This is a genomic window from Hydrogenophaga intermedia (assembly GCF_023715105.1).
GTDB classification, from domain to species: domain Bacteria; phylum Pseudomonadota; class Gammaproteobacteria; order Burkholderiales; family Burkholderiaceae_C; genus Hydrogenophaga; species Hydrogenophaga intermedia_A.
This window is the reverse complement of sequence record NZ_JAMBNO010000001.1, coordinates 248,033-272,871: the sequence shown is the minus strand read 5'-3', so window position 1 is coordinate 272,871 and position 24,839 is coordinate 248,033. Positions and strand designations below refer to the sequence as shown.

23 protein-coding genes are annotated in these 24,839 nt (G+C 68.0%); 10 read left to right on the top strand and 13 right to left on the bottom strand.

What is annotated here, in order from left to right:
• The 3 genes from M3149_RS01295 to M3149_RS01285 are packed head-to-tail and all read right to left on the bottom strand — an operon-like array spanning nt 1 to nt 2,149.
• Nucleotides 1-717, bottom strand: coding sequence for a nitroreductase (locus M3149_RS01295; RefSeq protein ID WP_251707523.1), 717 nt, complete (start codon nt 715-717; stop codon nt 1-3).
• Nucleotides 714-1,163 (bottom strand): acyl-CoA thioesterase, encoded by a 450-nt coding sequence (locus M3149_RS01290; RefSeq protein WP_251707522.1) that lies wholly within the window; start codon nt 1,161-1,163, stop codon nt 714-716. The genes M3149_RS01295 and M3149_RS01290 overlap by 4 nt, the downstream gene beginning before the upstream one ends.
• On the bottom strand, nt 1,160-2,149 hold the full coding sequence (locus tag M3149_RS01285) for a histone deacetylase family protein (RefSeq protein ID WP_251707601.1): 990 nt from the start codon (nt 2,147-2,149) through the stop codon (nt 1,160-1,162). The genes M3149_RS01290 and M3149_RS01285 overlap by 4 nt, the downstream gene beginning before the upstream one ends.
• 250 nt (nt 2,150-2,399) lie before the next feature.
• Between M3149_RS01285 and M3149_RS01280 the strand changes: the two genes are divergently transcribed.
• Nucleotides 2,400-2,942: a phasin family protein gene (locus M3149_RS01280; RefSeq protein WP_251707521.1), complete on the top strand. Its 543-nt coding sequence runs from the start codon at nt 2,400-2,402 to the stop codon at nt 2,940-2,942.
• A 403-nt stretch (nt 2,943-3,345) separates the two neighbouring features.
• Here the strand turns inward: M3149_RS01280 and M3149_RS01275 are convergent, their stop codons facing one another.
• Complete coding sequence (locus M3149_RS01275) at nt 3,346-4,227, bottom strand: patatin-like phospholipase family protein (protein ID WP_251707520.1); 882 nt, start codon at nt 4,225-4,227, stop codon at nt 3,346-3,348.
• Nucleotides 4,228-4,383: 156 nt separating this feature from the next.
• Here M3149_RS01275 and M3149_RS01270 point away from each other — a divergent pair, with 156 nt between their 5' ends.
• Nucleotides 4,384-5,433: an extracellular solute-binding protein gene (locus M3149_RS01270; RefSeq protein WP_251707519.1), complete on the top strand. Its 1,050-nt coding sequence runs from the start codon at nt 4,384-4,386 to the stop codon at nt 5,431-5,433.
• A 53-nt stretch (nt 5,434-5,486) separates the two neighbouring features.
• Here the strand turns inward: M3149_RS01270 and ppk2 are convergent, their stop codons facing one another.
• Nucleotides 5,487-6,395, bottom strand: a complete 909-nt coding sequence (gene ppk2 / locus M3149_RS01265; protein WP_251707518.1) for a polyphosphate kinase 2 — start codon at nt 6,393-6,395, stop codon at nt 5,487-5,489.
• A 149-nt stretch (nt 6,396-6,544) separates the two neighbouring features.
• On the opposite strand from ppk2, the gene M3149_RS01260 reads away from it, so the two are divergent.
• Nucleotides 6,545-7,303 (top strand): 3-hydroxyacyl-CoA dehydrogenase, encoded by a 759-nt coding sequence (locus M3149_RS01260; RefSeq protein ID WP_251707517.1) that lies wholly within the window; start codon nt 6,545-6,547, stop codon nt 7,301-7,303.
• Between the two features lie 4 nt (nt 7,304-7,307).
• On the opposite strand, the gene M3149_RS01255 is transcribed toward M3149_RS01260, so the two are convergent.
• A complete protein-coding gene (locus M3149_RS01255) occupies nt 7,308-8,153 on the bottom strand; it encodes a hypothetical protein (RefSeq protein ID WP_251707516.1) in 846 nt (281 codons plus the stop codon).
• Between the two features lie 108 nt (nt 8,154-8,261).
• Between M3149_RS01255 and M3149_RS01250 the strand changes: the two genes are divergently transcribed.
• The 4 genes from M3149_RS01250 to M3149_RS01235 all read left to right on the top strand — a co-directional run bounded on the left by M3149_RS01250 (nt 8,262) and on the right by M3149_RS01235 (nt 15,815).
• Nucleotides 8,262-10,064 carry a gamma-glutamyltransferase family protein gene (locus M3149_RS01250; RefSeq protein ID WP_251707515.1) on the top strand — a complete coding sequence of 601 codons (1,803 nt, stop codon included), beginning with the start codon at nt 8,262-8,264 and terminating at the stop codon, nt 10,062-10,064.
• A 38-nt stretch (nt 10,065-10,102) separates the two neighbouring features.
• Nucleotides 10,103-11,974 (top strand): DNA primase, encoded by a 1,872-nt coding sequence (dnaG, locus tag M3149_RS01245; protein WP_251707514.1) that lies wholly within the window; start codon nt 10,103-10,105, stop codon nt 11,972-11,974.
• A 319-nt stretch (nt 11,975-12,293) separates the two neighbouring features.
• The gene (gene rpoD, locus M3149_RS01240) at nt 12,294-14,666 is read left to right on the top strand and encodes an RNA polymerase sigma factor RpoD (RefSeq protein ID WP_251707513.1); all 2,373 of its coding nucleotides are present in this window, start codon (nt 12,294-12,296) and stop codon (nt 14,664-14,666) included.
• A gap of 150 nt (nt 14,667-14,816) precedes the next feature.
• Entirely contained in the window at nt 14,817-15,815 is a 999-nt protein-coding gene (locus M3149_RS01235) for a ZIP family metal transporter (protein ID WP_251707512.1), read from the top strand.
• 40 nt (nt 15,816-15,855) lie between these two features.
• Here M3149_RS01235 and M3149_RS01230 read toward each other — a convergent pair whose 3' ends face one another.
• Entirely contained in the window at nt 15,856-16,458 is a 603-nt protein-coding gene (locus M3149_RS01230) for a hypothetical protein (RefSeq protein WP_251707511.1), read from the bottom strand.
• Between the two features lie 112 nt (nt 16,459-16,570).
• On the opposite strand from M3149_RS01230, the gene M3149_RS01225 reads away from it, so the two are divergent.
• The gene (locus M3149_RS01225) at nt 16,571-17,935 is read left to right on the top strand and encodes an MBL fold metallo-hydrolase RNA specificity domain-containing protein (RefSeq protein ID WP_251707510.1); all 1,365 of its coding nucleotides are present in this window, start codon (nt 16,571-16,573) and stop codon (nt 17,933-17,935) included.
• Nucleotides 17,936-17,965: 30 nt separating this feature from the next.
• Nucleotides 17,966-19,144 (top strand): lytic murein transglycosylase, encoded by a 1,179-nt coding sequence (locus M3149_RS01220; RefSeq protein ID WP_251707509.1) that lies wholly within the window; start codon nt 17,966-17,968, stop codon nt 19,142-19,144.
• A 3-nt stretch (nt 19,145-19,147) separates the two neighbouring features.
• Here the strand turns inward: M3149_RS01220 and M3149_RS01215 are convergent, their stop codons facing one another.
• Nucleotides 19,148-20,122: a helix-turn-helix transcriptional regulator gene (locus M3149_RS01215; RefSeq protein WP_251707508.1), complete on the bottom strand. Its 975-nt coding sequence runs from the start codon at nt 20,120-20,122 to the stop codon at nt 19,148-19,150.
• Between the two features lie 113 nt (nt 20,123-20,235).
• On the opposite strand from M3149_RS01215, the gene M3149_RS01210 reads away from it, so the two are divergent.
• Nucleotides 20,236-20,838: a glutathione S-transferase family protein gene (locus tag M3149_RS01210; protein WP_251707507.1), complete on the top strand. Its 603-nt coding sequence runs from the start codon at nt 20,236-20,238 to the stop codon at nt 20,836-20,838.
• Between the two features lie 12 nt (nt 20,839-20,850).
• Here M3149_RS01210 and M3149_RS01205 read toward each other — a convergent pair whose 3' ends face one another.
• The 5 genes from M3149_RS01205 to M3149_RS01185 form a co-directional block, all read right to left on the bottom strand.
• Nucleotides 20,851-21,195: a heavy metal-binding domain-containing protein gene (locus M3149_RS01205; protein ID WP_285886281.1), complete on the bottom strand. Its 345-nt coding sequence runs from the start codon at nt 21,193-21,195 to the stop codon at nt 20,851-20,853.
• Between the two features lie 37 nt (nt 21,196-21,232).
• Entirely contained in the window at nt 21,233-21,877 is a 645-nt protein-coding gene (locus tag M3149_RS01200) for an ABC transporter ATP-binding protein (RefSeq protein WP_251707506.1), read from the bottom strand.
• Nucleotides 21,861-23,426, bottom strand: coding sequence for an ABC transporter permease (locus M3149_RS01195; protein ID WP_251707505.1), 1,566 nt, complete (start codon nt 23,424-23,426; stop codon nt 21,861-21,863). The genes M3149_RS01200 and M3149_RS01195 overlap by 17 nt, the downstream gene beginning before the upstream one ends.
• Nucleotides 23,427-23,473: 47 nt before the next feature.
• Entirely contained in the window at nt 23,474-24,475 is a 1,002-nt protein-coding gene (locus M3149_RS01190) for a thiamine ABC transporter substrate-binding protein (RefSeq protein ID WP_251707504.1), read from the bottom strand.
• 147 nt (nt 24,476-24,622) lie between these two features.
• The gene (locus M3149_RS01185; RefSeq protein ID WP_251707503.1) at nt 24,623-24,790 is read right to left on the bottom strand and encodes a hypothetical protein; all 168 of its coding nucleotides are present in this window, start codon (nt 24,788-24,790) and stop codon (nt 24,623-24,625) included.
• Nucleotides 24,791-24,839 lie beyond the last annotated feature (49 nt).

The window sequence follows — 24,839 nt, the reverse complement described above, 5'->3', positions numbered from 1 at the left end:
TCAGCCGAGCCAGTGCGTGAAAGCGGACACGGGCTCGCGAGGCGTGTGAAAGCCGTTGACCGGCGCGTCAGGGTCGGCGTAGCCCAGGGCCATGCCGCAGACCAGCATCTCGTCGGGCCCGGCGCCGATGTGGGGCAGGATGATCTTCGCGAAACCGTTCCATGCCGCCTGCGGGCAGGTGTGCAGGCCCTGGCCGCGCGCCGCGACCATGATGTTCTGCAGGAACATGCCGTAGTCCACCAGCGAGCCGCGCCCCATCACGCGGTCAAGCGTGAACATCAGACCCACGGGCGCGTCGAACAGCTTGAAGTTGCGCTGGTGCTGCGCGTGCATCTTGTCCTTCTCGCCCTTCTGGATGCCGAGCAGGCCATAGAGACCCCAGCCGTTCTCGCGTCGACGGTCGATGTAGGGGCTGACCCATTTCTCGGGGTAGTAGTCGTATTCCTCACGGTACTCGGCAGCAAGCGCGGGGTTGGCGTAGATGGCCTCGTGTGCCGCGCAAACCTTGGCCACCAGTTCGTCGCGCGCGGCGTTCTGCAACACATACACCTTCCAGGGCTGCGTGTTGGTGCCCGACGGGGCGCGGCGTGCCACGTCCAGGATGTGCTCGATCGTCTCGCGCGGCACCGGGGTGGGCAGGAAGGCGCGCATCGACATGCGGGTGGTGATCGCGGCGTCCACGCTCGCGGGGTCGATCACGGTCTCGGCAAGGTTCATCGCAGGGTCTCCAGAACGTTCTTGAAAGCGGGCGGCAGCGCCACCGGCCGGCGGGTGTGGCGATCCACATAGACGTGCACGAAATGGCCATGCGCGGCGGTGCTGTCGGCGCCATCGGCGAACAGGCCGACCTCGTAGCGCACGCTGGAGCTGCCCAGATGCGCGACGCGGATGCCGGCCCACACCGTCTGCGGGAAGGCCAGGGGCGCGAAGTAGTGGCACTGCGTCTGCACCACCAGACCGATCACGCTGCCGGTGTGGATGTCGAGCGCACCGGCTTCGATGAGGTGCGCGTTGACGGCCGTGTCGAACCAGCTGTAGTAGACGACGTTGTTGACGTGCCCGTAGACGTCGTTGTCGGCCCAGCGGGTGGTGATGGCGCGAAAGGCGCGGTAGTCGCTGCGGGGCCGCGGGGTCGGGCGTGGGGCCGGTGCGGTCGCGGTCATGGGCGGGCATTGTGCCAGCGCATGCCGGTGGGCGCTGTCGCCGCGGCGCGTGCTGCCGCCTGCCAGCGCTGCTCGAACGCCAGCGCCGTGCGGTAGGTGTTCACCTGTACCTGCACCGTGGCTTCAAGGTCATGCCCGTAGCCCCCGCCCATGGCGAACACCAGCGGCAGGCCACGCCGCCAGGCCCAGTCCATCACGCGCCGGTCGCGCGCCTCCAGGCCGTCAAAGCTCAGCTTCAGGCGCCCGAGCCGATCGCCTTCGTGAGGATCGGCACCCGCCAGATACAGCACCAGCCCGGGCTCGAAACGGCGCTCGAGCTCGTCGAGCGCAAGGTCAAGCGCGTGCAGGTAGTCGTCATCGCGCGTGCCGTCCGGCATTTCCACGTCGATGTCGCTCGGCTCCTTGCGGAACGGGAAGTTCTTGGCCCCGTGCAGCGACAGCGTGAACACGCTGGCGTCGTTGGCAAAGATGCGGGCCGTGCCGTTGCCCTGGTGTACGTCGAGGTCAACGATGGCGACCTGCAACGGCGCGCGGCCACCGTGGCGCCGCGCGTGCTCCGCCTGCATCAGACGCGCCGCCACGGCAAAGTCGTTGAACACGCAGAACCCGCCGCCCTTGTCGGCATACGCATGGTGGGTGCCGCCCGCCAGGTTGGCCGCGAGGCCGCCGCGCTGCGCCATCACGTGCCGCGCCGCCTGCAGAGTGGCACCCACCGAACGGCGCGCGCGCTCGGCCATGGCAGGACTCCAGGGGAAGCCGATCTCGCGCTGGAGCGCCGGCGCCAACGTGCCCTGGGCAATGGCGTCCACATAGGCGGGCGTGTGCACCAGGGCCAGTTCGCCGTCGCTGGCAGGCAGGGCTTCGTGCAACTCGACGGCGGGCAATTCACCCGTCAGTCGCTCGCGCAGACGCGCGTACTTGCCCATCGGAAAGCGGTGCCCGCTGGGCAGGGGAAGCACGAAATGGTCAGCGTAGTAAGCGCGCAAAGGCCAGGCCCCGAAATAGGGCAGCGATTGTGGCAAGCGCTTGAAGCCAGAGGCTCGCGCCCCGGATTTAGAACCGCACGCCTAGAATGTTGCAACGCAGCAAAAAACGCTTGCGCACCGGCGAACGATCCCTATAATTCGAACCATGTTGCAGCGCAGCAAATCATGCACAAGAGGACGGAAGAGCCCGCAAGTGTCCACGCCGCAACCGTGAACCGCATCCCTTCATCCACCCTTCAGGAGTACTGACATGCTGACCGCCGAACAAATCATTTCCGCCCAGAAATCCCAGATCGAGACCCTCTTCGGTCTGACCCAGAAAGCCTTCGAAGGCGTCGAAAAACTGGTCGAACTCAACCTGCAAGCCACCAAGGCTGCCCTGGCCGAGTCCGCCAACAACACCCAGGCCCTGCTGAGCGTCAAGGACGCCCAGGAACTGCTGAACCTGCAAGCCAGCCTGATGCAGCCCCTGGCCGAGAAGTCGGTGGCCTACAGCCGTCACCTGTACGACATCGCGTCGGGCACCAGCGCCGAGTTCAGCAAGGCCGCCGAAGCCACCGCCGCCGACGCCCAGAAGAAATTCATGGCCGTGGTCGACAACGCCTCCAAGAACGCCCCTGCCGGTTCCGAAACCGCTGTGGCCGTGATGAAGAGCGCCGTGTCTGCCGCCAACAACGCCATGGAATCGGTGCACAAGGCCGTGAAGCAAGCCACCGAAATGGCCGAAGCCAACTTCAACACGGTGACGGCCAGCGCCGTCAACGCCACCAAGACGGCCACGAAGAAGCGCTGAAAACCACGCACTTCGTGCCGCTGATCGTGGGACTTGACTTTTCATCGAGCGCCCACAATTGAATCCACGGCGCAGGCTTAACCTTCGGTCCAAGGCCTGCGCCCCCGGTTTTTCTGGTTGTCTCCTCGGGTCCCCTTCGAAATTCGGTTTCATCGGACCCTTCAAAGCCCTCCCCCCCCTGCGGTGCTAGCCGTTCGGTTAAGGGGTTGATAACGACCACTTCGGTGGTCGTTTTTCATTGCAGGACAACGACTTAGAGAGCCCACTGCTGACCAAGAAAAAGCGCCGGACAAGTCCGGCGCTAAGTGCTTGAATCAGCTGAAGATTTCCGCCTAGTCTGTTCGCTTAGCAACTCCTTTATGGAACGGCTAGCCCTGCGGTGAGGGCTTTTTTTTGGCCGGCGTCAGAACGGAACGCGGCGCGCCATGAGCGCCAGCAGCTGCGGCATGGCCGCGCGCATGGCCTGGCGGCCCGCGTCGATGGCTCGCTGGCGCACTGAGAAGTCCGCACCACCCATCCCGTCGAGCGCCGGATGCACCACCAGATCGGCACCGGTGAGTTCGTGGCGGTTGATGCTCTGCCCCATGATGGCGAAGGTTTGCAGCAGCACCTGCAGACCTCCGCTGGCGCTGTTGGCCTCGGGCACGCTGGAGATGTCGATGGCCAGCACCACCTCGGCCCCCATCTCTCGCGCCTGGCGCACCGGCACGGGCGCCACCAGGCCGCCGTCCACGAACTCGGTATCGCCGATCTTCACCGGCGAGAACACCCCGGGCACCGCGCTGGATGCGCGCACCGCCAGGGCGGTGTCGCCCCGGCGGAACAGGACGCCGCGCCCGGTCTTGAGGTCGGTCGCCAGCACACCCAGCGGCAGCGCCATGTTCTCGATCAGCCGTCCATCGACGGCGCGACGCACGTAGCGCGTGAGCGCCTCGCCGCGCAGCAGACCACGCCCGAGGATCGGCAGCGACCAGTCGGCGATCTCGGCCTCGTGCATCTGCAGGGCCAGGCGTTCGAGTTCGCTGCCGGGTTTGCCGCTGGCGTACAGCGCGGCAACGAGGCTGCCCGCCGATGTCCCGACCACCAGGTCGGGGCGGATGCCCACCCGCTCCAGCTCCTGGATCACCCCGATGTGCGCAAAACCGCGCGCGGCGCCACCCCCCAGGGCGAGGCCCAGCCGGGGCGGTCGCGTAAGTACCGGCGGCGGGTCCGGGGGTGTGACCGCCGGTGTCTGCGGCGTGGCGGGGGTTTCGGGGGCGAGGCTCGCGCAGCCCGCCAGCGCCATGACCAGGGCAAGGACACAAAGCCCCCCCATGCGACCAAGATACTTAGTGAGAACCATTCTCGCTTCTGTTAGCATAAACCTGCTGAGATGACCGGATGCCGGATTGTCCCAAAGCAACCGCCCCCTTTCGTGACTTCAACTTCGAGAGATCTCCTCATGAACGTCTCCCGCCGCCTCACCCTTGGCCTCGTGGCCGCAGCGGCCCTGTGTGCCACCACCGCCCAGGCCCAGGACAAGGTGCTCAACCTCTACTCGGCCCGTCACTACCAGTCGGACGAGGGCATGTACGAAGCCTTCACCCGCACCACCGGCATCAAGATCAACCGCGTGGACGCGGACGACGCAGGCATCCTGGCGCGCCTGCGCGCCGAGGGCGCGGCCTCGCCGGCCGACGTGGTGATGCTGGTCGACGCCGCGCGACTGGCCGTTGCGGATTCGCAAGGCCTGTTCCAGCCGATCAAGTCCGCCAAGCTGGACGCAGCCATCCCCGCCAACCTGCGCGCCGCGGCCACCCCCGACGGCGTGACCTGGACCGGTTTCTCCACCCGCGCCCGCGTCATCGTGTACGACCCGACCCGCGTGAAGGCCGCCGACGTCGCCACCTACGAGCAACTGGCCGACCCCAAGCTCAAGGGTCTGGTGTGCACCCGCTCGGGCTCGCACCCCTACAACCTGTCGTTGTTTGCCACGGTGGTCGAGCGCCTGGGCGAGCAAAAGGGCGAGGCCTGGCTCAAGGGTGTGGTGGACAACATGGCGCGCGCACCCAAGGGCGGCGACACCGACCAGATCAAGGCCGTGGCCAGCGGCGAATGCGGCGTGGCACTGACCAACAGCTACTACTTCGCGCGACTGCTCAAGTCGAACAAGCCGGAAGACCGCGCCGTGACCGAGAAGGTGCGCGTGGTGTTCCCGAACCAGAGCACCAGCGGCACGCACGTGAACATCGCGGGCGCTGCGGTGGCGAAGCACGCGAAGAACCGCGACAACGCGATCCAGTTCATGGAATTCCTGGCCAGCCCCTTCGCGCAGGACTACTTTGCCAACGGCAACAACGAGTTCGCGGCCGCCAAGGGCGTGAAGGTGGACAACGCCGCCCTCAAGGCCATGGGCGGGGACGACTTCAAACCCGAGACGGTGCCGCTGGCGTCGGTGGCGAAGAACCTCACGAAGGTTCAGCAAATGCTTGACCGCGTGGGCTTCAAGTGAACACCACAGGCACATGACGAAGGCCCGCGCGAGCGGGCCTTCTTGTTTGTGCGTCAGTAAACAGATGGCACGTAGATTTCTCCCGGCACCTGGTGGCGGCGGTAGCCCTCGTGGCGGATGCGCTCGGGCAAGGTGATGCCCGGGCGCTCGACCTCGTGGTACGGGATGCGTGACAGCAAATGGTGAATGCAGTTCAGGCGTGCCTTCTTCTTGTCGTCGGCCGGCACCACCCACCAGGGTGATTCGGGGATGTTCGTGCGCGCGAGCATCTCCTCCTTGGCCTTGGTGTAGAGCTCCCAGCGACGCCGGCTCTCCAGGTCCATCGGGCTGAGCTTCCACTGCTTGAGCGGGTCGTGAATGCGGCCCAGGAATCGCGCTTCCTGTTCTTCGTCGGAGATCGAGAACCAGTACTTCACGAGCTGGATGCCGGAGTTCACCAGCATCTTCTCGAACTCGGGCACGGTGCGAAAGAACGCCTCCACCTGCGCGTCGACGCAAAAGCCCATCACACGCTCGACGCCGGCACGGTTGTACCAGCTGCGGTCGAACAGCACGATCTCGCCACCCGCGGGCAGGTGCGTCACATAACGCTGGAAGTACCACTGGGTGCGTTCGCGATCATTCGGTGCGGGCAGGGCCACCACGCGGCACACGCGCGGGTTCAAGCGCTGCGTGATGCGTTTGATCACGCCGCCCTTGCCGGCGGCGTCGCGCCCCTCGAACACCACCACCAGCTTGTGGCCGGTGTGCACCACCCAGTCCTGCAGCTTCACCAGCTCGGCCTGAAGCCGGAACAGCTCGCGAAAGTAGGTGCGCCGGTCATCACGACGGCGCGCCGCCTCTGCCGCATCAACTTCTTCGTGGAGATCGCGGTCCTCGATCTCCATTTCGAGTTCTTCGTCGTAGCCGTCCAGCAGGTCGTCACTGACACGGCGAAAAAGGTCGTCGGAGGATGCAAACATGGTCCCATGCGCGCACGCAAAACCCCAGTTTCCCACCCTCACATGACAACGGCGTGACTGTCATGCTGGTATCGCACCGGCCGCAAGGTCATAATTGACGTTTACGTCAACGTCAAAGGCGCGCGACGCGCCACCTCAGGAGCACAAGCATGGACATTGCAGGCAAGGTATTCATCGTCACCGGCGGCGCATCGGGCCTGGGTGAAGGCACGGCGCGCATGCTGGCAGCCAATGGCGGCAAGGTGGTGATCGCCGACATGCAGGCCGACAAGGGCGAGGCCGTGGCCAAGGACATCGGTGGCGTGTTCGTGAAGTGCGACGTGAGCAGCGAAGCGGACGGTCAGGCCGTGGTGGCCAAGGCCGTGTCCATGGGCAAGCTGATGGGCCTGGTCAACTGCGCGGGCATCGCACCGGCCGAGAAGACCGTGGGCAAAAACGGCGCGCACTCGCTGGCCGTCTACACCAAGACCATCATGGTCAACCTGGTGGGCAGCTTCAACATGATCCGCCTGGCGGCCGAGGCCATGTGCAAGAACGAGCCCGAGGCGACGGGCGAGCGCGGCGTGATGATCAGCACCGCCAGCGTGGCCGCCTACGACGGCCAGATCGGCCAGGCCGCCTACGCGGCGTCCAAGGGCGGTGTGGTGGGCATGACGCTGCCGATCGCGCGCGACCTGGCGCGCAACGGCATCCGCAACATGACGATCGCCCCCGGCATCTTCGGCACGCCCATGCTGTTCGGCATGCCGCAGGAGGTGCAGGACGCACTCGCGGCCAGCGTGCCCTTCCCCAGCCGTCTGGGCACGCCGGCGGACTACGCGAAGCTGGCGAAGCACATCATCGAGAACGACATGCTCAACGGCGAGGTGATCCGCCTCGACGGCGCGATCCGTCTCGCCCCGCGCTGAGCGATCAATCGAGCGAGGCCACCGGCTCGAGAGTGGCCCCGCTCACCGGCACGCGCCAGACCGTGCCAGACGAAGGGTCGAACAGCACGGCCACTTGAGACGTTGCGGCCACCAGGCGGCCCTTGATCACACCACCGGGCAAGCCGCGTACCGCGACGCAGAGCGCGACAGGCTCCTGACCAAGCCGTCGGTGCTCCGGTTGCAGCCGCTGCTCGCGCGTCACCTGCGGCGCGCAACGCGCCGGTTCGACGACCCAGCGTTGCAGGGCGTCGCGCCCCAGGTGAAGCCCCAGCAGCGGCAACATCGCCATCGCACTCAAGCCAGTTGCCAGCACAAACCAGAGCATGGCCGTGGCAATGAAGGGCGCGACCGACACCAGCAGAGACAACACGACGCCTGCCCACGTCAGGCGTGACGTCCGCCAGCGCGCACGGATGTGCTTCGTGAATCGTCCGGCCCCGATGGCTGTGCGGCGACGCAGCGGCCGCAACTTCGGCCAGCGCACGACGGCCACGAAGGCCCAGATGGCGACCAGCGTGGCCAGCACCCATGGCCAGGCGCTGGCATAGACAACCCACCAGGTACGCGGTGAGCCCAGGTTCTTCAGCGCGTGCAACAGCAGTTGCGCAATCACGTGACCCGCCAGGCTCAGATAGTCCAGCGGCGAGGCCGGCACGTGCGCCTGTGCGATGCCGAATCGTGATTCGATGGCCAGCGCATAGCCATAGCCCAGCAAGCACAAGGCCAGCGTGATCACGGCCACGCCCCCCGCCACGCTGACGGGCCAGCGCGCGCTTGCGCCAACCTCGCCCTGGGGGCGCGCTTCTGGCGCCATCTCGATATGCTCCATGGCCCTTCCTTTCCTTCCGAACGGATCGCCATGGTCGGGCACGCCCCCGACACAGACCCGCGGGGGTATCGTCGGAGCACTGCCGTTTGCGACCATCGACACGCCACCATGAAGTACCACCCCTTCGCGGCCTTGACCCTCGCCTGTGCACTGAGCACCTGGCTCGCGGGTTGTGCCCAGCCCGTCACGGCCCCCCCACAGCCGGAAGCGCCGTCCGGGCTGCAGGCCAAGCCCGGCTGGTCATTCGAGCGACAGGCAGTCGCGGCCGCCAACCCGCTCGCGGCCCAGGCCGGCGCACAGGTTCTGCGCGACGGCGGCAGCGCGGTCGATGCGGCCATCGCGGTGCAGATGGTGCTCACGCTGGTGGAGCCGCAATCCAGTGGCATTGGCGGTGGCGCCTTTCTGCTGCACTGGGACGGCCGGCGCGCGCAGGCCTACGACGGGCGCGAAACCGCGCCGGCCGCCGTGGATGAGAGGCTGTTTCTCGACGCCGGGGGCAAGCCCTTGCCATTTGCCCAGGCAGTCGCCAGCGGGCGCTCGGTAGGCGTTCCGGGGATAGTCCACATGCTGGCACTCGCACACCGCCACCATGGCCGCTTGCCCTGGGCCCGCCTGTTCGAGCCCGCGATCGCGCTGGCCGAAAACGGCTTCGCGGTCAGCCCGAGGCTGCACACGCTGTTAGCCGCCGAGTCAGTGCTGCCGCGCGACCCACAGGCGCGGCGCTATTTCTACCGCGCCGATGGCAAGCCCCACCCGGTGGGACACGTGCTGCGCAACCCCGGGCTCGCGGTGGTGCTGCGCGAGATCGCCACGCTCGGCCCACTTGCGATGGTCGAAGGCCCGATCGCACGCGCCATGGTGGACAAGGTGCGCGCCCACCCCACCCTGCCCGGCACCCTCACGCAAGACGATCTGCGACGCTACCAGCCGCGCGAGCGGCAAGCCCTGTGCCACCCGCTGCGGGCTGGCGCACGCTGGCTGCGGGTGTGCGGCTTTCCCCCGCCCAGCTCCGGCGGCATCGCGGTCGGGCAGATCCTTGGCCTGCTCACCCGCACGCCGCAGGCCATGGCGTCGTTGCGCGAGGGCGTGCCAGGTGCCGACTGGCTGCACGCCTACACGGAGGCCTCGCGCCTGGCTTTTGCCGACCGGGCACTGTACGTGGCCGACCCGGACTTCGTGCCCGCCCCCGGTGGCGACTGGCGCAGCCTGCTCGACGCGGATTACCTCAACGCGCGCGCCGATCTCATTGGACGGCAGCGCATGCCGCAAGCGGAACCGGGCCGGCCCGCCGGCGCGGCGCTGGCCTTCGCGCCCATGCCCGCGCAGCCGGAGGCTGGCACCAGCCACATCGGCATCGTCGATGCTCACGGGAACGTGCTGGCCATGACGACCACCATCGAATCGGCCTTCGGCTCGCGGCTCATGGTGAGCCCCGATCCGTCCGGCCCGGGTGGATTCCTGCTCAACAACCAACTCACCGACTTCAGCTTTGCCCCCACCGACGCCGAAGGCCGGCCGATCGCCAACCGCGTGCAGCCGGGCAAGCGACCGCGCTCGTCAATGGCCCCCACGCTGGTGTTCGACGCGCACACCGGTGCACCGATCATGAGCGCCGGCAGCCCCGGCGGGGCGCTGATCATCCACTACACCGCCAAGGCGCTGTGGGGGGTGCTGCACTGGGGCCTGCACCCGCAGGCCGCGCTTGACCTGCCCAACTTCGGGACCCTGGGGGGCCCGCTGCTCCTGGAAAAAGAGCGCTTCCCGCCCGCCACCGTGCAGGCATTGCAGGCCTTGGGGCACACGGTGCAACAGGACGACATGACAAGTGGTGCCCAGGCCCTGGTGCGCCGCGGGGGTCGCTGGCTGGGCGGCGCCGATCCTCGGCGTGAGGGCGTCGTCGCGGGCAACTGATCCGGGGCCACCGGCGGGGTAAGCTAGCCTCCCTCTCCATGGCCATCCCCCAGAGCTTCATCCAGGAACTGCTCAGCCGCGTCGACGTGGTCGACGTGGTGGGCCGCTACGTGCAGCTCAAGAAGGGCGGCGCCAACTTCATGGGGCTGTGCCCATTCCACGGCGAGAAGTCGCCGTCCTTCAGCGTCAGTCCGTCCAAGCAGTTCTATCACTGCTTCGGTTGCGGCGCGAACGGCAACGCCATCGGTTTCCTCATGGAGCACACGGGCATGGGCTTTGTCGAGGCGGTGAAGGAACTCGCCTCGCAGGTCGGCTTGCAGGTGCCCGAGGAGGACAGCTCGCCACAAGAGCGCGAGCGCGCCGCACAGCAGCGACAGCAGCAAGCCACGCTGACCGAAGTGCTCGAGAAGGCCGCCGGTGCTTATCAGAAGGAACTCAAGGGCTCGCCGCGCGCCATCGACTACCTCAAGCGCCGAGGCCTGTCGGGCCAGATCGCCAAGGTCTTCGGCCTGGGCTACGCGCCCGAGGGTTGGCGCCACCTCGCCAGCGTGTTTCCCGACTACAGCTCGAACCTGCTCACCGAATCGGGTCTGGTGATCGAGCACGCCGACGAGAAGGACCAGAACGGCCAGGCCCGGCGCTACGACCGCTTCCGCGACCGGATCATGTTCCCGATCCGCAACGTCAAGGGCGAGTGCATCGGCTTTGGCGGGCGCGTGCTCGACAAGGGCGAGCCCAAGTACCTGAATTCGCCCGAAACGCCGGTGTTCAGCAAGGGTCGCGAGCTCTACGGCCTGTTCGAGGCGCGCACCGCGATCCGCCAGCACGGCTATGCGCTCGTCACCGAGGGCTACATGGACGTGGTGGCGCTCGCGCAGCTTGGCTTCGGCAACGCGGTGGCCACGCTGGGTACGGCCTGCACGCCCGAGCACGTGCAGAAACTCTTTCGCTTCACCGAGGCGGTGGTGTTCAGCTTCGATGGCGACGCCGCCGGCCGGCGTGCCGCGCGCAAGGCGCTCGACGCCGCCCTGCCGCTGGCCAACGACACGCGCAGCGTGAAGTTTCTCTTCCTGCCGGCCGAGCACGACCCGGACAGCTACATCCGCGAGCACGGCACCGAGGCCTTCGCGCGCTTCGTGCGCCAGGCGGTGCTGCTGAGCGAGTTCGTGGTCGAGGCCGCCGCCGACGGCTGCGACATGGCGACCATGGAAGGCCGCTCGCGCATGATCAGCAACGCCGGTCCACTCTGGAAGGCGTTGCCCGAGGGCGCCTTGAAACGCCAGCTCATGGGCGTGCTGGCCGACAAGGCGCAACTCGACGCGCACGATCTGCCTGAGCTCTGGGGAATCTCGGCCAAGGACAACAAGCCCGCGATCCGCGGCGGGCGCGGCACCGAGTCCCGCTACAAGCAGCGCGCCTACGGCGCCGGGGCGCGCCACGCGATCAAACCGAAGTCCATCGCCATGGCCGAGCACATCGCCCAGTCCGCACTGCGCAATTCCGCCACCTGGGACCTCCTGACGAACGACGACCACCACGTGCTGTGCGAGCTCCAGTCGCCCCACGGCGACCTGTTCTCCTGGATCGACGTGCGCTTCAACGAACACGGCGCAGAGCCCTGGGCCGTGCTGCAACTGGGCGTCGAGGGCCAGCCTTTTGCGGAGCTGGCGGGCCGCCTGATCGGTCTGGACCACCTGCAACCCAGCGGCCAGACGTACGAGATCGAGGAACTTGGCGAGGACGACCTGCGCCGTCTGATGACGGCGATCCATCTCGACGCCATTGCCGACGAGATCGGCAAGGCCAGCCAGCTGCCGGCGTCCGACCCGCAACGCATGGAACGGCTCTACGAGCTCAGCCGCAGGCAGCAGGCGCTGTTGTTGGCCCAACGGCCCAAGGCACAGGCCTGATTCACCGGATCGACCCTCAACGGTATAATCCACGGTTGCACCGCAAGCGCGACAGCAGCACCTCCGGCACCGGCCCGGCCCCTACGCAGGGGCTACATGGATCACCCTCCTGGCCACCCCGCCTTCCTCCCCCGAGGGGGCGCGCGGAAACCCGCAAGGACTGCACACCAAATGTTCGCCCCCACAGCTTGCAGGCCCGCCCGCACCGGCGCTCGGTGGGTTCGTGTGCTCTTCAAATCCTCCGGTTCGGCCCCAACTGGGGGCCTTCTGGCGGCTAGCTCGTTCTGCCGGTCCGTTCGTTGATTTTTTTGAGGTTCCCATGCCCGCGAAGAAAGCCAGTGCGTCCGCTGCGTCCAAAGCCCCCGCCAAGAAGGCCGCTCCCGTGAAAGCCAAGCCGGCGGCTTCCCCCAAGAAAGCCCCCGCAGTGACGACCAAGACCCCCACCAAGGCAGCCGCGAAGGCAGCCCCGGCCAAGAAGGCCCCGGCCGCCAAGACCACCGCCAGCAGCACCGCGAAGAAGGCCAAGCCCGAAGCGCTGGCCGAAGAACTGCTCGACGACGCGGTGCCCGCGAAGAAGAAGCCCGGCCGCCCGGCCAAGGCCGCGGCTGCGGCCGAAAAACCCGCCGCCAAGCGCGGGCGCAAGCCCGGCAAGGCCGCCGCGAAGGAAGAAGACGACCTGGGTGACGACCTGGCCGATCTCGAGGACGGCGACCTCGGCGAAGAGCTTCCCGAAGAGGTGGTGGTTGACGAAGCGCAGCCGGCCGAAAAGGCCAAGCCGCTGCGCATGAAGATCAGCAAGGCGAAGGAACGCGCGCTGATGAAGGAATTCGGTCTGGATGAAACCATCCTGTCCGAAGAAGAAGCCCGTGCCCGCCGCGAACGCCTCAAGACCCTGATCAAGCTTGGCAAGACGCGCGGCTACCTCACGCACGGCGAGATCAACGACCACCTGCCGGACAAGCTGGTCGAGGCCGAGACGCTGGAAGTGGTGGTCTCGCTGCTCAACGACATGGGCGTGGCTGTCTACGAACAGACGCCCGACGCGGAAACCCTGCTGCTCAACAACACCGGCCCCACCGCTGCCACCGAAGAGGAAGCGGAAGAGGAAGCCGAAGCCGCCCTGTCCACCGTGGACAGCGAATTCGGCCGCACCACCGACCCGGTGCGCATGTACATGCGCGAGATGGGCACGGTGGAGCTGCTCACCCGCGAAGGCGAGATCGAGATCGCCAAGCGCATCGAGGGTGGCCTGCACAGCATGATGGAGGCGATCAGCGAGTCGCCCGCGACCATCGCCGAGATCCTGGCCATGGCCGAGGAAATCCGCGAGGGCAAGGTCGTCATCTCCACCGTGGTGGACGGCTTTGCCGACGCCGACGAAGCCGACGACTACGTGGCCGAGGAAGACTTCGACGACTACGACGAAGCCGACGACGACGACGGCAAGGGCGGCTCCAAGGCGCTCACCCGCAAGCTCGAAGAACTCAAGCGCGAGGCGCTGGAGCGCTTCGACGCCATGCGCGTCATGTTCGAGAAGCTGCACAAGTCTTACGACAAGGAAGGCTACGGCAGCCCGACCTACGTCAAGACCCAGCATGCCCTGACCGAGAAGCTGATGACCATCCGCTTCACGGCCAAGGCGATCGAGAAGCTGTGCAGCACCGTGCGCAGCCAGGTCGACGAGATCCGCAAGAAGGAGCGCGAGCTGCGCCGCATCATCGTGGACAAGTGCGGCATGCCACAGGAAACCTTCATCAAGGACTTCCCGCCCAACCTGCTCAACCTCAAGTGGGTGGAGAAACAGGCCGCCGCGGGCAAACCCTGGAGCGTGGTACTCGAGCGCAACATCCCGCCGGTGCAGGAACTCCAGCAAGGCCTGATCGACATCCAGAACAGCGTGGTGGTGCCCATCGATCACCTGAAGGACATCCACAAGCGCATGAACAACGGCGAGGCTTCCTCGCGCGATGCCAAGAAGGAAATGATCGAGGCCAACCTGCGCCTGGTGATCTCGATCGCGAAGAAGTACACCAACCGCGGCCTGCAGTTCCTCGACCTGATCCAGGAAGGCAACATCGGCCTGATGAAGGCGGTGGACAAGTTCGAATACCGCCGCGGCTACAAATTCTCGACCTACGCCACGTGGTGGATCCGTCAGGCCATCACGCGCTCGATCGCCGACCAGGCGCGCACCATCCGTATCCCGGTGCACATGATCGAGACCATCAACAAGATGAACCGCATCAGCCGCCAGCACCTGCAGGAGTTCGGCTTCGAGCCCGATGCGTCCATCCTGGCCGAGAAGATGGAGATGCCCGAGGACAAGATCCGCAAGATCATGAAGATCGCCAAGGAGCCGATCTCGATGGAAACCCCCATCGGCGACGACGACGATTCGCACCTGGGCGACTTCATCGAGGACACCACCAACACCGCCCCGATCGAGGCCGCCATGCAGGCCGGCCTGCGCGAGGTGGTGAAGGAAATCCTCGACAGCCTCACGCCGCGTGAAGCCAAGGTGCTGCGCATGCGCTTCGGCATCGAGATGTCCACCGACCACACGCTGGAAGAAGTGGGCAAGCAGTTCGACGTCACGCGCGAGCGCATCCGCCAGATCGAGAGCAAGGCGGTGCGCAAGCTCAAGCACCCCAGCCGCAGCGACAAGCTGCGCAGCTTCATCGACTCGCTCTGATCGGGCGAGCCGGTCAACAAGAAGGGAGCCAATGGCTCCTTTTTTTTCGTCCGACGGATCGCATCGCGCTATGCCGTCGATTGCCGACATCGATTGGACCCTTTTGATAGTTTTTGACAAACTATCAGTCAACTTCGATACAACCCATCCATGACCACCCTGCTCCGCCAGATCCAGCCCGCGTGGGATGCCTTGCAGCCATGGGACTTCCCGCTGCCGGCAAATGCCCTGCGCCGCGCACTGCTCGCCTTGGCAGCCGGCCTGCTCCTGTTGGCCGGCGTGGCCGCCGCCTCCACGTTCTGGGCGCCCACCCGGACGTGGTGGATGGCCGTCGAGGGCGGCAGTGCGCTCGTCGCAGGCCTGCAGGCATCCCTGTTGGCGGCCCTGGCCACCGCGGTGGGCGCGCTGCCGGTCTTCGCCGTGCAAAGGCTGAGCAAGCGGCAGGAGTCGGCCTTCCTGGCCTTCTCGGCCGGCGTGATGCTCGCCGCCACGGTGTTCGCATTGTTGCTACCGTCGCTGGCGGCCAGCGAGGTGCTGGTCGGCAAAGGCGGCGCAGCTGCCCTGCTCACGGGCATGGGGTTAGCGTTGGGCATGGGCCTGATGCTGGTCATCGACCGTGCCCTGCCGCACGAGCACGCGGTGTTGCCGCCGGCCGCATCCGGCCACACCCGGACCCGCACACCGGCGGGCGCTGCCGCCCAGCGCGCCTGGTTGATGGTGCTTGCGCTGATGATCCACAACGTGCCCGAAGGACTGGCGGTGGGCGCGGCATACGCTGGCCCGGCCTCCGCCGACGCCGTGCAAGACGGCACCGCCGTGGCATTGGCCATCGGCTTGCAGAACATGCCGGAGGGTCTGATCGTGGCCATGGCCCTGCGCACACTGGGCCTGGGCGTGTTCCAGTCCTGGGGGGTGGCCGCACTGACCGGCCTGGCCGAACCACTGGGCGCTCTGCTGGGCCTGGCCGTGCTGGGCAGCCTGCCGGCGTTCTACCCGCTGGGCCTGGCGCTGGCGGCCGGCGCGATGCTGTTCGTGATCAGCCACGAGATCATTCCGGAAACCCACCGCAACGGCCACGAAGGGGCGGCCAGTGCCACCCTGCTCGCAGGATTCGTGTTCATGCTCTGGCTTGACGCCGCGCTGGCCTGAGGCCCGTGCCCCGCGGCACCCACCACCGCTCGCGCGGTGATCAACGTGCCGGGCAAGGCGAATCGAACAGCTGCTCGATCCGCAACGCCTTGTCAAAGCCCGGATCGTCCATCAGCGGCCCGCGTGGTTCCAGGTAATACCCCAGCACGCGCTCGCGCAGCGCTGGATCGGGGATGGCAAACGCCCCGCGGCGTTCCAGGTCGAGGATCAACCGTTGCATGGCGTCGAAGGCTTCGACGCCCATTTGCTGGAACCGCAACCGTCCGCCGCCGTGACGTTCGTAAATGAACCGCTGCACCTTCAGCGAAGACAGAGCCATGCGCGCGAACTCACGCTTGTGCTCGGGCGGGATGGCTTCTTGCTCCGCGGGCCGGCATCGGGCGTGCTGGCGTTCGGCCTCGATGTAGGCGCGAATGTCCGACTCCGTCACCTCCCACGCCTGCCGGTGTTGTGCCAGATAGGCCTGCACAGCCGGACCCACCACCATTTCACCCAGTCGATTGGCGCGTGCCTGGTCGGTGCTTCCCTTGACCTGGCTGGACAGGATGGGGCGGCCGGCCAGAAACGCGATCGGGGTGTCCGGGGCCTGGGCCCGGGCACCACCGAGTGTGATCAGCAGGGCGCAGAACATGAGCAACTTCACTGGGGACTCCTGAAAGGTGGGTAAACCGCCATTCGGACACAAACCGTGTCGCGATACCCCCCCACATGCATTGCGCCGACCGCACGGGAGAACGGCGGCTAAGATGCCCTGCATGAGTGTGCACATCCGATTCCTCGGTGGTGCCGGCACCGTCACCGGCTCGAAGTACCTGGTCGAACACGACGGCCAGCGCCTGCTCGTGGATTGCGGGCTGTTCCAGGGCTACAAGCAGTTGCGGCTGCGCAACCGCGACCCGCTTCCGGTGGTGCCGGGCCAGATCGGCGCCGTGGTGCTCACGCATGCCCACATCGACCACAGCGGCCACTTCCCGCTGCTGGTGAAAGAGGGCTTTCGTGGCAAGGCCTGGTGCACGGCGGCCACGCGCGACCTGTGTCAGATCCTGTTGCCCGACAGCGGGCACCTGCAGGAAGAGGAAGCGGAGTACGCCAACCGCAAGGGCTTCAGCAAGCACCACCCCGCCCTGCCGCTCTACACCGAGGCCGATGCCCGCACGAGCCTCAAGCAGTTGCGCACAGTGCGCCTGCACGAAACCTTCGAGCCGCTGCGCGGCTGGCAGGCACGGCTGACGAACGCTGGGCACATCCTCGGTGCCACCAGCGTGCTGATCGAAGTCGGCGGACGGCGCCTGCTGTTCTCGGGCGACCTGGGCCGGCCCGACGACGCGCTCATGCTCGCGCCCGAGCCGCCGCCGCAGGCCGACGTGGTGGTCTGCGAGTCCACCTACGGGGACCGCGTCCACCCGAAAGAAGACGTGCTGGCCGAACTTGGTCCGGCCCTCACACGGCTGGCTGCGCGCGGTGGCACGGCCGTGGTGCCGGTGTTCGCCGTCGGCCGTGCGCAAGCGCTGCTGCATGCGATCGGGCAGCTCAAGGCGCGGGGCGATCTGCCGCACGGGCTGCCGGTCTACCTGGACAGCCCGATGGCGGTGGAGACAACCGAACTCTACGAACGCCACGTCAGCGAACACCGCCTGAACGCCGCGCAGTGCCGCGACATGGAGCGCGTGGCGCGGCTGGTCACGAGCGTGGAGCATTCCAAGGCCATTGCGCGCCAGCACGGGCCCAAGGTGGTGCTGGCCGCCAGCGGCATGGCCACCGGTGGTCGCGTGCTGCACCACCTCACCCAATACCTGGGCGACCACCGCAACATGGTCGTGCTCACCGGCTACCAGGCGCCCGGCACGCGCGGTGCGCACCTGGCGCAAGGCACTCAGTCGCTGCGCATCTTCGGGCAGGAGTGGCCGGTGCGCGCCGAGGTGGTGCAACTCACGTCTGCCTCGGCGCACGCCGACGCCGATCAGCTCATGGCCTGGCTCACGCAGCTGTCCAAACCACCGCACCGCGTGTTCGTGACCCATGGCGACATGGAGGCTGCCGACGCGCTGCGCGCGCGCATCGAACACCAGCTCGGCTGGCGGGCGATGGTGCCCGAGCACGGCAGCACCTGGCTGGCCTGAACTTTCGGGGGCACGGCGCCTCCTTCCCGCATGCGATATCTGCCTTCCCTGTTGTTCGTGGTCGCGCTCGGCGCGCAGGCCCAGACCGATGAATTCGCGCGCTGCCTCGACGGCTTGCGCCCCGCGGCGCGGGCCGCAAGCGTGAGCGAGCCCACGTGGCGCACGCACACCGAGGCGCTGCAACCCGACATGGGTGTGGTCGCGAACCTCGACGCGCAGCCCGAGTTCAAGACACCGATCTGGGACTACCTGGCCTTCCTGGTCGATGAGGAGCGTGTGACCGACGGCTCAGCGCGATTGCAGGCCCACGCCGAGGTGCTGCAGCGTGTGCAGCAGCGCTACGGCGTGGACCCGGCCACGGTGGTGGCCGTCTGGGGCGTGGAGAGCAACTACGGCCAGGGGTTCGGCCGCACGCCCATCGTGCGCTCACTGGCCACGCTGTCGTGCTTCGGCCGGCGCCAGACCTACTTCCGCACCGAACTGTTCGCCGCACTGCGCATCCTGCAGGCGGGGCACTTTGCCCCTGAGCGTTTCACCGGCTCGTGGGCCGGTGCCTTCGGCCAGACGCAGTTCATGCCAAGCAACTTCGAGCGCCTCGCGGTCGACTTCGATGCCGACGGCCGCGCCGACCTGTTCGACAGCGCGGCCGACGCGCTCGCCTCCACCGCGCATTTCCTGCAGCGCGCGGGCTGGCGCCCCCAGTTGCCCTGGGGCTTCGAGGTGAAGCTGCCCGCGGGCTTCAGCGTGGCCGGCGAAGGCCGACGCAGCAAGCGCCCGAGCGCCGAATGGCGTGCGCGCGGCGTGCGCCTGGCCGATGGCTCCCCGGTACCGGAGGACCTGAGTCTGGGCCTGCTCACGCCCGCCGGGGTGCAAGGCCCGGCTTTCCTGGTCACGCGCAACTTCGACGCCATCTACAGCTACAACGCGGCCGAAAGCTATGGGCTGGCCATCGCCCACCTGGCCGACCGACTGCGCGGCGGCGGCCCCTTCACCACGCCCTGGCCCACCGACGATACCGGCCTCTCGCGCGCCGAGCGCCGCGAACTGCAGGCCTGGCTGATCGTGAACGGTCACCACGACATCGGCACCATCGACGGCCTGCTCGGCGAAAAGACCCGCGCTGCGGTGCGCGCTGAACAGCAGCGCCTGGGTTGGGCGCCCGATGGCCGCGCCGGGCAGAAGCTGCTGCAGGCGTTGCGCGCGCGCTAAAGCTCAGGACGCCACGCCCGAGCGCGCCAGGGCGCGCGCCACGCGCTGCGTTGCCTTCTGCAGCAGGGCATTCAACGTGGGTGGCTCCAGCACGTCGAACTCGACCTCCAGGGCCAGCAACCAGTACGCCAGCGATTCGAGGTGGTTGGCGCCGCTGTGCATCACGCACCGGGCGTCGTCGAGCCGCTCCAGCCGCGCGACCGTGGGCGGGATTTGCCGCGCCATTTCTTCGATAGGCTTGTGCAGCACGACGCGCGCCTGCTCGGTGAAGGCGGAGACACCGATCGAGCGCGAGACGAAGGCGCGCAGGTCACCGTCGCCGGGCCCCGTGCGCGGGGCGAAATGCTCGCTCAGCGCCGGTGCGCCGTCGATGCGGTCAATGCGGAAGGTGCGCCAGTCGGTGCGCGCCGGGTCCCAGGCCACGAGGTACCAGCGGCTGCCGGTGTGCACCATGCCCTGCGGCTCCACACGGCGTGCCGTGACCTGGCCGCGACCATCGCGGTAGGCGAACGCCACGCACAACTGGTCGCGGCAAGCCAGCGCCAGGGTGGCCAGCACGCCGGCGTCGACGGTGGGGCGCAGGTTCTCCAGCGGCAGGATGGCCGAGCGCAACGCATCGATGCGCCGGCGCAAGCGCAGCGGCATCACCTGCTCCAGTTTCACCAGCGCACGCAGCGAGCCCTCCTCCACCCCGCTGACGGTGCCTGTCGCCGCGGTCTGCAGTGCGATGGCCACGGCCTGCGCTTCTTCGTCGTCCAGCAGCAGCGGGGGCAAGGCCTGGCCGGCGCGGAAGGCGTAGCCACCGGCCACGCCGCTGCTGGCCTGGATGGGGTAGCCCAACTGGCGCAGACGGTCGATGTCGCGGCGCAAGGTGCGCGGGTGCACCTGCAGCCGCTCGGCCAACTCGGAGCCGGCCCAATGGCGGCGCGCCTGCAGCAACGACAGCACACGCAGCAGTCGGGAAGAAGAGGACAACATGCTCCGCACTCTACCTCGTATGAAGGGCCGAATCTGTCCGCAATGGACAGCACAGTGATGGCACGCGCTCGACACGGTGTCGGGCCCGATTCCCCCACTTTCAGGAGCCCACCATGTCCCTCGTCCTGTACTGGCACCCCATGTCCAGCGCCACCCCGATCGCCTGCGCCCTCGCCGAGCTCGGTTTGCCGCACGAGCGCGTGAAGATCGACATCACGCGGGGCGAACAACGCCGCCCCGAATACCTGGCGCTCAACCCCAACGGCAAGGTGCCCACGATGACGGTGGACGGTGCGCCCATGTTCGAGGCCCTGGCCATGGAACTGTGGCTCGGCGAACGCCATGGCGTGGCGCGCGGCCTGTGGCCCGAGGCCGGCACACCCGCGCAACTGCAGGCGTTCTCGTGGTGTACATGGGCCTACGTGACCTACGGCGCACAGCTGGTGCGCCTGCAGGCCGCGCGCGACCTGGGCACGCCGCACGACGCGCACGGCAGCGCGGCCAGTGCGGCACTGGACCAGTTGCTGGCCGTGCTCGACGCCCGTCTGGCGACACAGCCGTGGATGCTGGGCGACGCGTATTCGCTGGTGGACCTGTCGGTGGGCTCGGTGATCGGCTACAGCGCCTACCTCGACGCACCGGTGTCCAGGCACCGCCACGTGCAGGCCTGGCTGGCGCGGGTGCAGGCGCGCCCGGCCATGCAGATCGAGACCTGAACGCTCAGGCGCTCAGAGCTTCACCGCCGTGCCGCTGACCGCGACCATCATCATCCCGTTGGTCTCGCCCAGCACCTCGTAATCGAAGTCGATGCCGATGACGCCGTTGGCGCCGAGCTCGCGCGCGGATTCGATGAGGTCCTCGAGCGCGGCGTCGCGCGCACCCGACAGCGCGCGCTCATAGCCGCCGGCACGGCCGCCCACCACGTCGCGCACGGACGAGAACAGATCGCGAAAGATGTTGGCACCGATGATGGCTTCGCCATGCACCACGCCCAGCATCTGCGCGCGCTCGACGCCCGGCGGCTGCGTGGTGCTGAGGAAGAAGCCTTGCGGCGCTTTGGAAAACCAGCCCATGTGCGTGCTCCCGTGGGGTTGAAGCCGCGATCGTAGGTCACCAGAGCGGGTGCAGCATCCCGCCCTCAAGCGCCCAGCCGTGCTGCGCCATGGCGCGTGCCTCGGCCTCGTCGTGCGTCACCAGGATGGCGGCGATGCCGGCTTCGGCGATGCGTTCGCGGAACTCGGACCGGAGTTGCTCGCGCAGCACGGCATCCAGTGCCGAAAAGGGTTCGTCAAGCAACAGCGCGCGCGGCCGCGTGATGAGCGCGCGCGCCAGCGCCACGCGTTGCTGCTCGCCCCCCGACAGCGTGGTCACGCGCGAGCGCACGAGGGCGCCAAGGCCGAAGCGTTGCAGCATGTCGCGCGCACGCTCCCGTGCGGCGGCACGCGGCACGCCCTGCTCCACCAGGCCGAAGGCCACGTTGTCCTGCACGTCCAGGTGCGGAAACAGCGCGAAATCCTGGAACATGAGCGCAAAGCCGCGGCGGTGCGGCGGCGTGCGCGTGATGTCCTCGCCGTCGAAGAGCACGCTGCCGCGCTCGGGCGACTCGATGCCAGCCACGAGCTTGAGCAGCGTGCTCTTGCCACTGCCCGAGGCGCCCAGCAGCGCCACCGTCTGCCCGGCGCCCACGCGCAGGTTCACGCCATCCAGCAGGGGCCGGTGATCCCAGCGCAGGGCGATGTCACGCAGTTCGAGCATGGTGGTGGTGGTGGTGGCGGCGGCCAACGCCGTCGATCAACAGGAATGCCGCGAGCGCCAGCGCCATCAACAGCGCGGCCAGCACCAGCGCGGCCTGGAGGTTGGCCTCGCGGGGGCGGCCCAGGCGCTGATGGATCAACGTGGTGAGCGTGACCCATTCAGGCCGCGACAGAAACAACGAGACCGCGAACTCGCCCAGCATGGTGGCTGCGGCGAAGGCGCTGCCACGGCGCAGCGCGGGCCACACCAGCGGAAGGGTGACGCGCGTAAACACACGCACGGGTGACGCGCCCAGTGTGGCCGCGGCCTGCGCCAGATGCGGCGGCAGCGCATCGAGCGCCGCCGCCAGCGCCTTGGTGATGAACGGGTAGGCCACGAGGGCATAGGCGGCCACCAGCAAGGGCAGGCTCGCCGTCCACTGCGGGTAGAGCAGCAGCAGCCCGAAGGCCACGGTGACGGGCGACACCACGAACGGCAGAAACGCGGCGGCGCGCCACACGACACCCCAGCCGCGCAGCGCATGTGCCGACACCGCGTGCAGCACCCCCATGAGCAGCGCAAGCAGCAAGGCCATGCCGGAAAAGCGCAGCGTGTTGAGCAGGGCTTGCAAGGTGATCGGTTCGCGCAACACGGCCCAGGCCGTGCCGTCGGCCAGCGCAGGCCATGCGCGCGCGGCAATGGCCAACAGCGGCGCGCCCGCAATCAGGCCCAGCACGCCCAGCGCAACCGCCACCGCCAGCCACTCGCGTGCGCCGCGTGGCGCGCGGCGCGCCAGCGTATCGGCGCGCGCGGGCGTGGCCAGGCGCTGCTCGATGGCCGCGTAGGCCAGCGCCACCGCACCGTTGAGCAGCAGCATCCACACCGCCAGCACACCGGCCTGGCCGAGTGCGAGCTCGTGCGCCACCAGCGTGTAGATCTCGACCTCTGCCGTGGCCCAGCGCTGGCCGCCCAGCACCAGGGCCAGGCCGAAACCGCTGAGGCAATAGAGGAACACCAGACAAGCCGCCGACGCGAGCCAGGGCCGTATGGCGGGCCACTCCACGCGCCGGAAGGCGCGCCAGGGCGTCGCGCCCAGGGTGCGCGCGGCGGCCAGGCGCGAAGCACTCACGTGTTCGAGCGCGTCCACGCCCGCGCGCACCACCAGGCACAGGTTGAAGAACACGTTGCCGGCGATCAGCAGCCAGGGCGTGCCCGAGCCGTCGATGCCGAGCAGCCCGCGCGGACCGAACAAGGCCAGCACGCCCATCGCGGCCACCAGCGTGGGCACGACAAAGGGAAGCATGAGCGCGCGCAGCACGAGGGCACGGCCCGGGAAGTCGAGCCGCGCAAACACCCAGGCCAGCGGCACGCCGATCAGCAGGCAGGCCAGCGTGCTCAGCGCCGCCTGGGCGAGTGACCACAGCACGCGGCCACGCAGGTAGGCATCGCTCCAGAGCGCCCAGAATCCCAGGTCTGCCGTGCCCCAGCCTTCGGCCAGCAGACGCGCCACCGGCGCCACCGCCAGCAACAGCAGAAAACCCAGGGGCAGCGCGCTCAGGGCGAAGCGCATGGCGTTGGCGCGTCTCAGCGCAGCACCGTGCGTACCCAGCGGTCCTGCTAGGCGCGCAGTCGCTCGCTGGCCTGCGCCGCGGGTGGGTTGTCGACCTGCGCGGGCTGTGCGGCATGGCGCTGCAGCACCTCGGCCAGTGCGACGCCGGGTTCGGCCGGGTACATCCACATGCTGGTCTGCAGCGCCTGCTGCACCGGCGCCGAACGCAGGAATTCGATGAAGCGGCCCGCCGCCACACGCGCCGCCGGGTTGCCGCCCTTGATGAGCGCCACGCCCTCGACCTGGCGGTACACGCCCCCGCGCAGGAACAGGTTGGCGGTGGGCGATTCGGTGAGCGGCGTCTTGCTGTAGAAGACCTCGGCCGCCGGGCTGGTGGCGTAGCTCACCACGATCGGCCGCGTGCCGCCGTTGCGCGTGAAGTCGGTGTAGTAGGCCTCGCTCCAGCCCTTGGCCACCTTCACGCCGTTGGCCCGCATGCGCGACCACCAGGCAAAGGCCGCCTCCTCGCCCAGGCCGCCGATGGTGGCCTGCAGAAAGGCCTGACCGGGACTGGAGGTACCCGGGTGCTGGACCACCAGCAGATCCTTGTAGGCGGGCCGCGTGAGATCGTCCAGCGAGGCCGGCAATGCCAGCCCCTTCTGCGCGAACCAGGCCTTGTCGACATTGAGCGTCACATAGCCGTGGTCCACCGGCACCACGCCTGTCTGCGCTGCGTCGCCGATCGGCATGGCGCTGGCGCGCCGCGCCGACGGGCCGTCGTAGGCGTCCAGCACGCCGGCCTGCATGGCACGTGGCAGCAAGGCGTTGTCGATGCCAAACACCACGTCGGCGATCGGGTTGGCGCGCGTGAGGATGAGCCGGTTGAGCAGCTCGCCCGCATCACCGCCCTTGACCAGTTGCAGCTTCACGCCCGCCTCACGCTCGAACTGCGCCAGCAAAGGCGCCGGCAGATCGAACGAATCGTGCGTGATCACGCGCAGAGGCACCTGCGCCGCGGCGATGCCTGCGGTACTGGCGAGTGCGACGATGAGCAGGAAACGGCGTTGCATGAAGGGCATTCCCATGAAAAAAACCCGCCGAAGCGGGCTCGTCGGAGCGCGAGGCACCAAACCAAGGTGCGCCGCGGAACCGGCTCCGCCGGGCCGCGGGCGCCGCCCTTGCAGGGGTCGCGCGCAGCGCGGCGGGGGTGGGCTTGGTCAGCCGCTGTGAGCGCGCTTGCCCGGGTTCTTCTTGCTGCGCGTGGCCACGCCACGCTCCAGGCTCACGCGCTGGCCACGGCCGGCCGTGGGAATCACCGCGCCTTTGGCGGGGGTGGGACGCGGGGTGGCCTTGCGGTCGGCCTCGGTGACGATCTTGTTGCCCATGGCAATTCCTCGATTCAACAGAAAAAAGCAAAACCAGTATTCAACCACA

Coding starts and splice junctions, on each gene's coding strand:
- M3149_RS01280 (WP_251707521.1), top strand. CDS start 2,400: ATGCTGACCGCCGAACAAATCATTTCCGCCCAGAAATCCCAGATCGAG.
- M3149_RS01270 (WP_251707519.1), top strand. CDS start 4,384: ATGAACGTCTCCCGCCGCCTCACCCTTGGCCTCGTGGCCGCAGCGGCC.
- M3149_RS01190 (WP_251707504.1), bottom strand. CDS start 24,475: ATGCAACGCCGTTTCCTGCTCATCGTCGCACTCGCCAGTACCGCAGGC.
- M3149_RS01275 (WP_251707520.1), bottom strand. CDS start 4,227: ATGGCGCTGGCGGGCTGCGCGAGCCTCGCCCCCGAAACCCCCGCCACG.
- ppk2 (WP_251707518.1), bottom strand. CDS start 6,395: ATGTTTGCATCCTCCGACGACCTTTTTCGCCGTGTCAGTGACGACCTG.
- M3149_RS01205 (WP_285886281.1), bottom strand. CDS start 21,195: ATGGGCTGGTTTTCCAAAGCGCCGCAAGGCTTCTTCCTCAGCACCACG.
- M3149_RS01235 (WP_251707512.1), top strand. CDS start 14,817: ATGACCACCCTGCTCCGCCAGATCCAGCCCGCGTGGGATGCCTTGCAG.
- M3149_RS01220 (WP_251707509.1), top strand. CDS start 17,966: ATGCGATATCTGCCTTCCCTGTTGTTCGTGGTCGCGCTCGGCGCGCAG.
- M3149_RS01210 (WP_251707507.1), top strand. CDS start 20,236: ATGTCCCTCGTCCTGTACTGGCACCCCATGTCCAGCGCCACCCCGATC.
- rpoD (WP_251707513.1), top strand. CDS start 12,294: ATGCCCGCGAAGAAAGCCAGTGCGTCCGCTGCGTCCAAAGCCCCCGCC.
- M3149_RS01290 (WP_251707522.1), bottom strand. CDS start 1,163: ATGACCGCGACCGCACCGGCCCCACGCCCGACCCCGCGGCCCCGCAGC.
- M3149_RS01195 (WP_251707505.1), bottom strand. CDS start 23,426: ATGCGCTTCGCCCTGAGCGCGCTGCCCCTGGGTTTTCTGCTGTTGCTG.
- dnaG (WP_251707514.1), top strand. CDS start 10,103: ATGGCCATCCCCCAGAGCTTCATCCAGGAACTGCTCAGCCGCGTCGAC.
- M3149_RS01250 (WP_251707515.1), top strand. CDS start 8,262: ATGAAGTACCACCCCTTCGCGGCCTTGACCCTCGCCTGTGCACTGAGC.
- M3149_RS01215 (WP_251707508.1), bottom strand. CDS start 20,122: ATGTTGTCCTCTTCTTCCCGACTGCTGCGTGTGCTGTCGTTGCTGCAG.
- M3149_RS01200 (WP_251707506.1), bottom strand. CDS start 21,877: ATGCTCGAACTGCGTGACATCGCCCTGCGCTGGGATCACCGGCCCCTG.
- M3149_RS01185 (WP_251707503.1), bottom strand. CDS start 24,790: ATGGGCAACAAGATCGTCACCGAGGCCGACCGCAAGGCCACCCCGCGT.
- M3149_RS01295 (WP_251707523.1), bottom strand. CDS start 717: ATGAACCTTGCCGAGACCGTGATCGACCCCGCGAGCGTGGACGCCGCG.
- M3149_RS01225 (WP_251707510.1), top strand. CDS start 16,571: ATGAGTGTGCACATCCGATTCCTCGGTGGTGCCGGCACCGTCACCGGC.
- M3149_RS01260 (WP_251707517.1), top strand. CDS start 6,545: ATGGACATTGCAGGCAAGGTATTCATCGTCACCGGCGGCGCATCGGGC.
- M3149_RS01255 (WP_251707516.1), bottom strand. CDS start 8,153: ATGGAGCATATCGAGATGGCGCCAGAAGCGCGCCCCCAGGGCGAGGTT.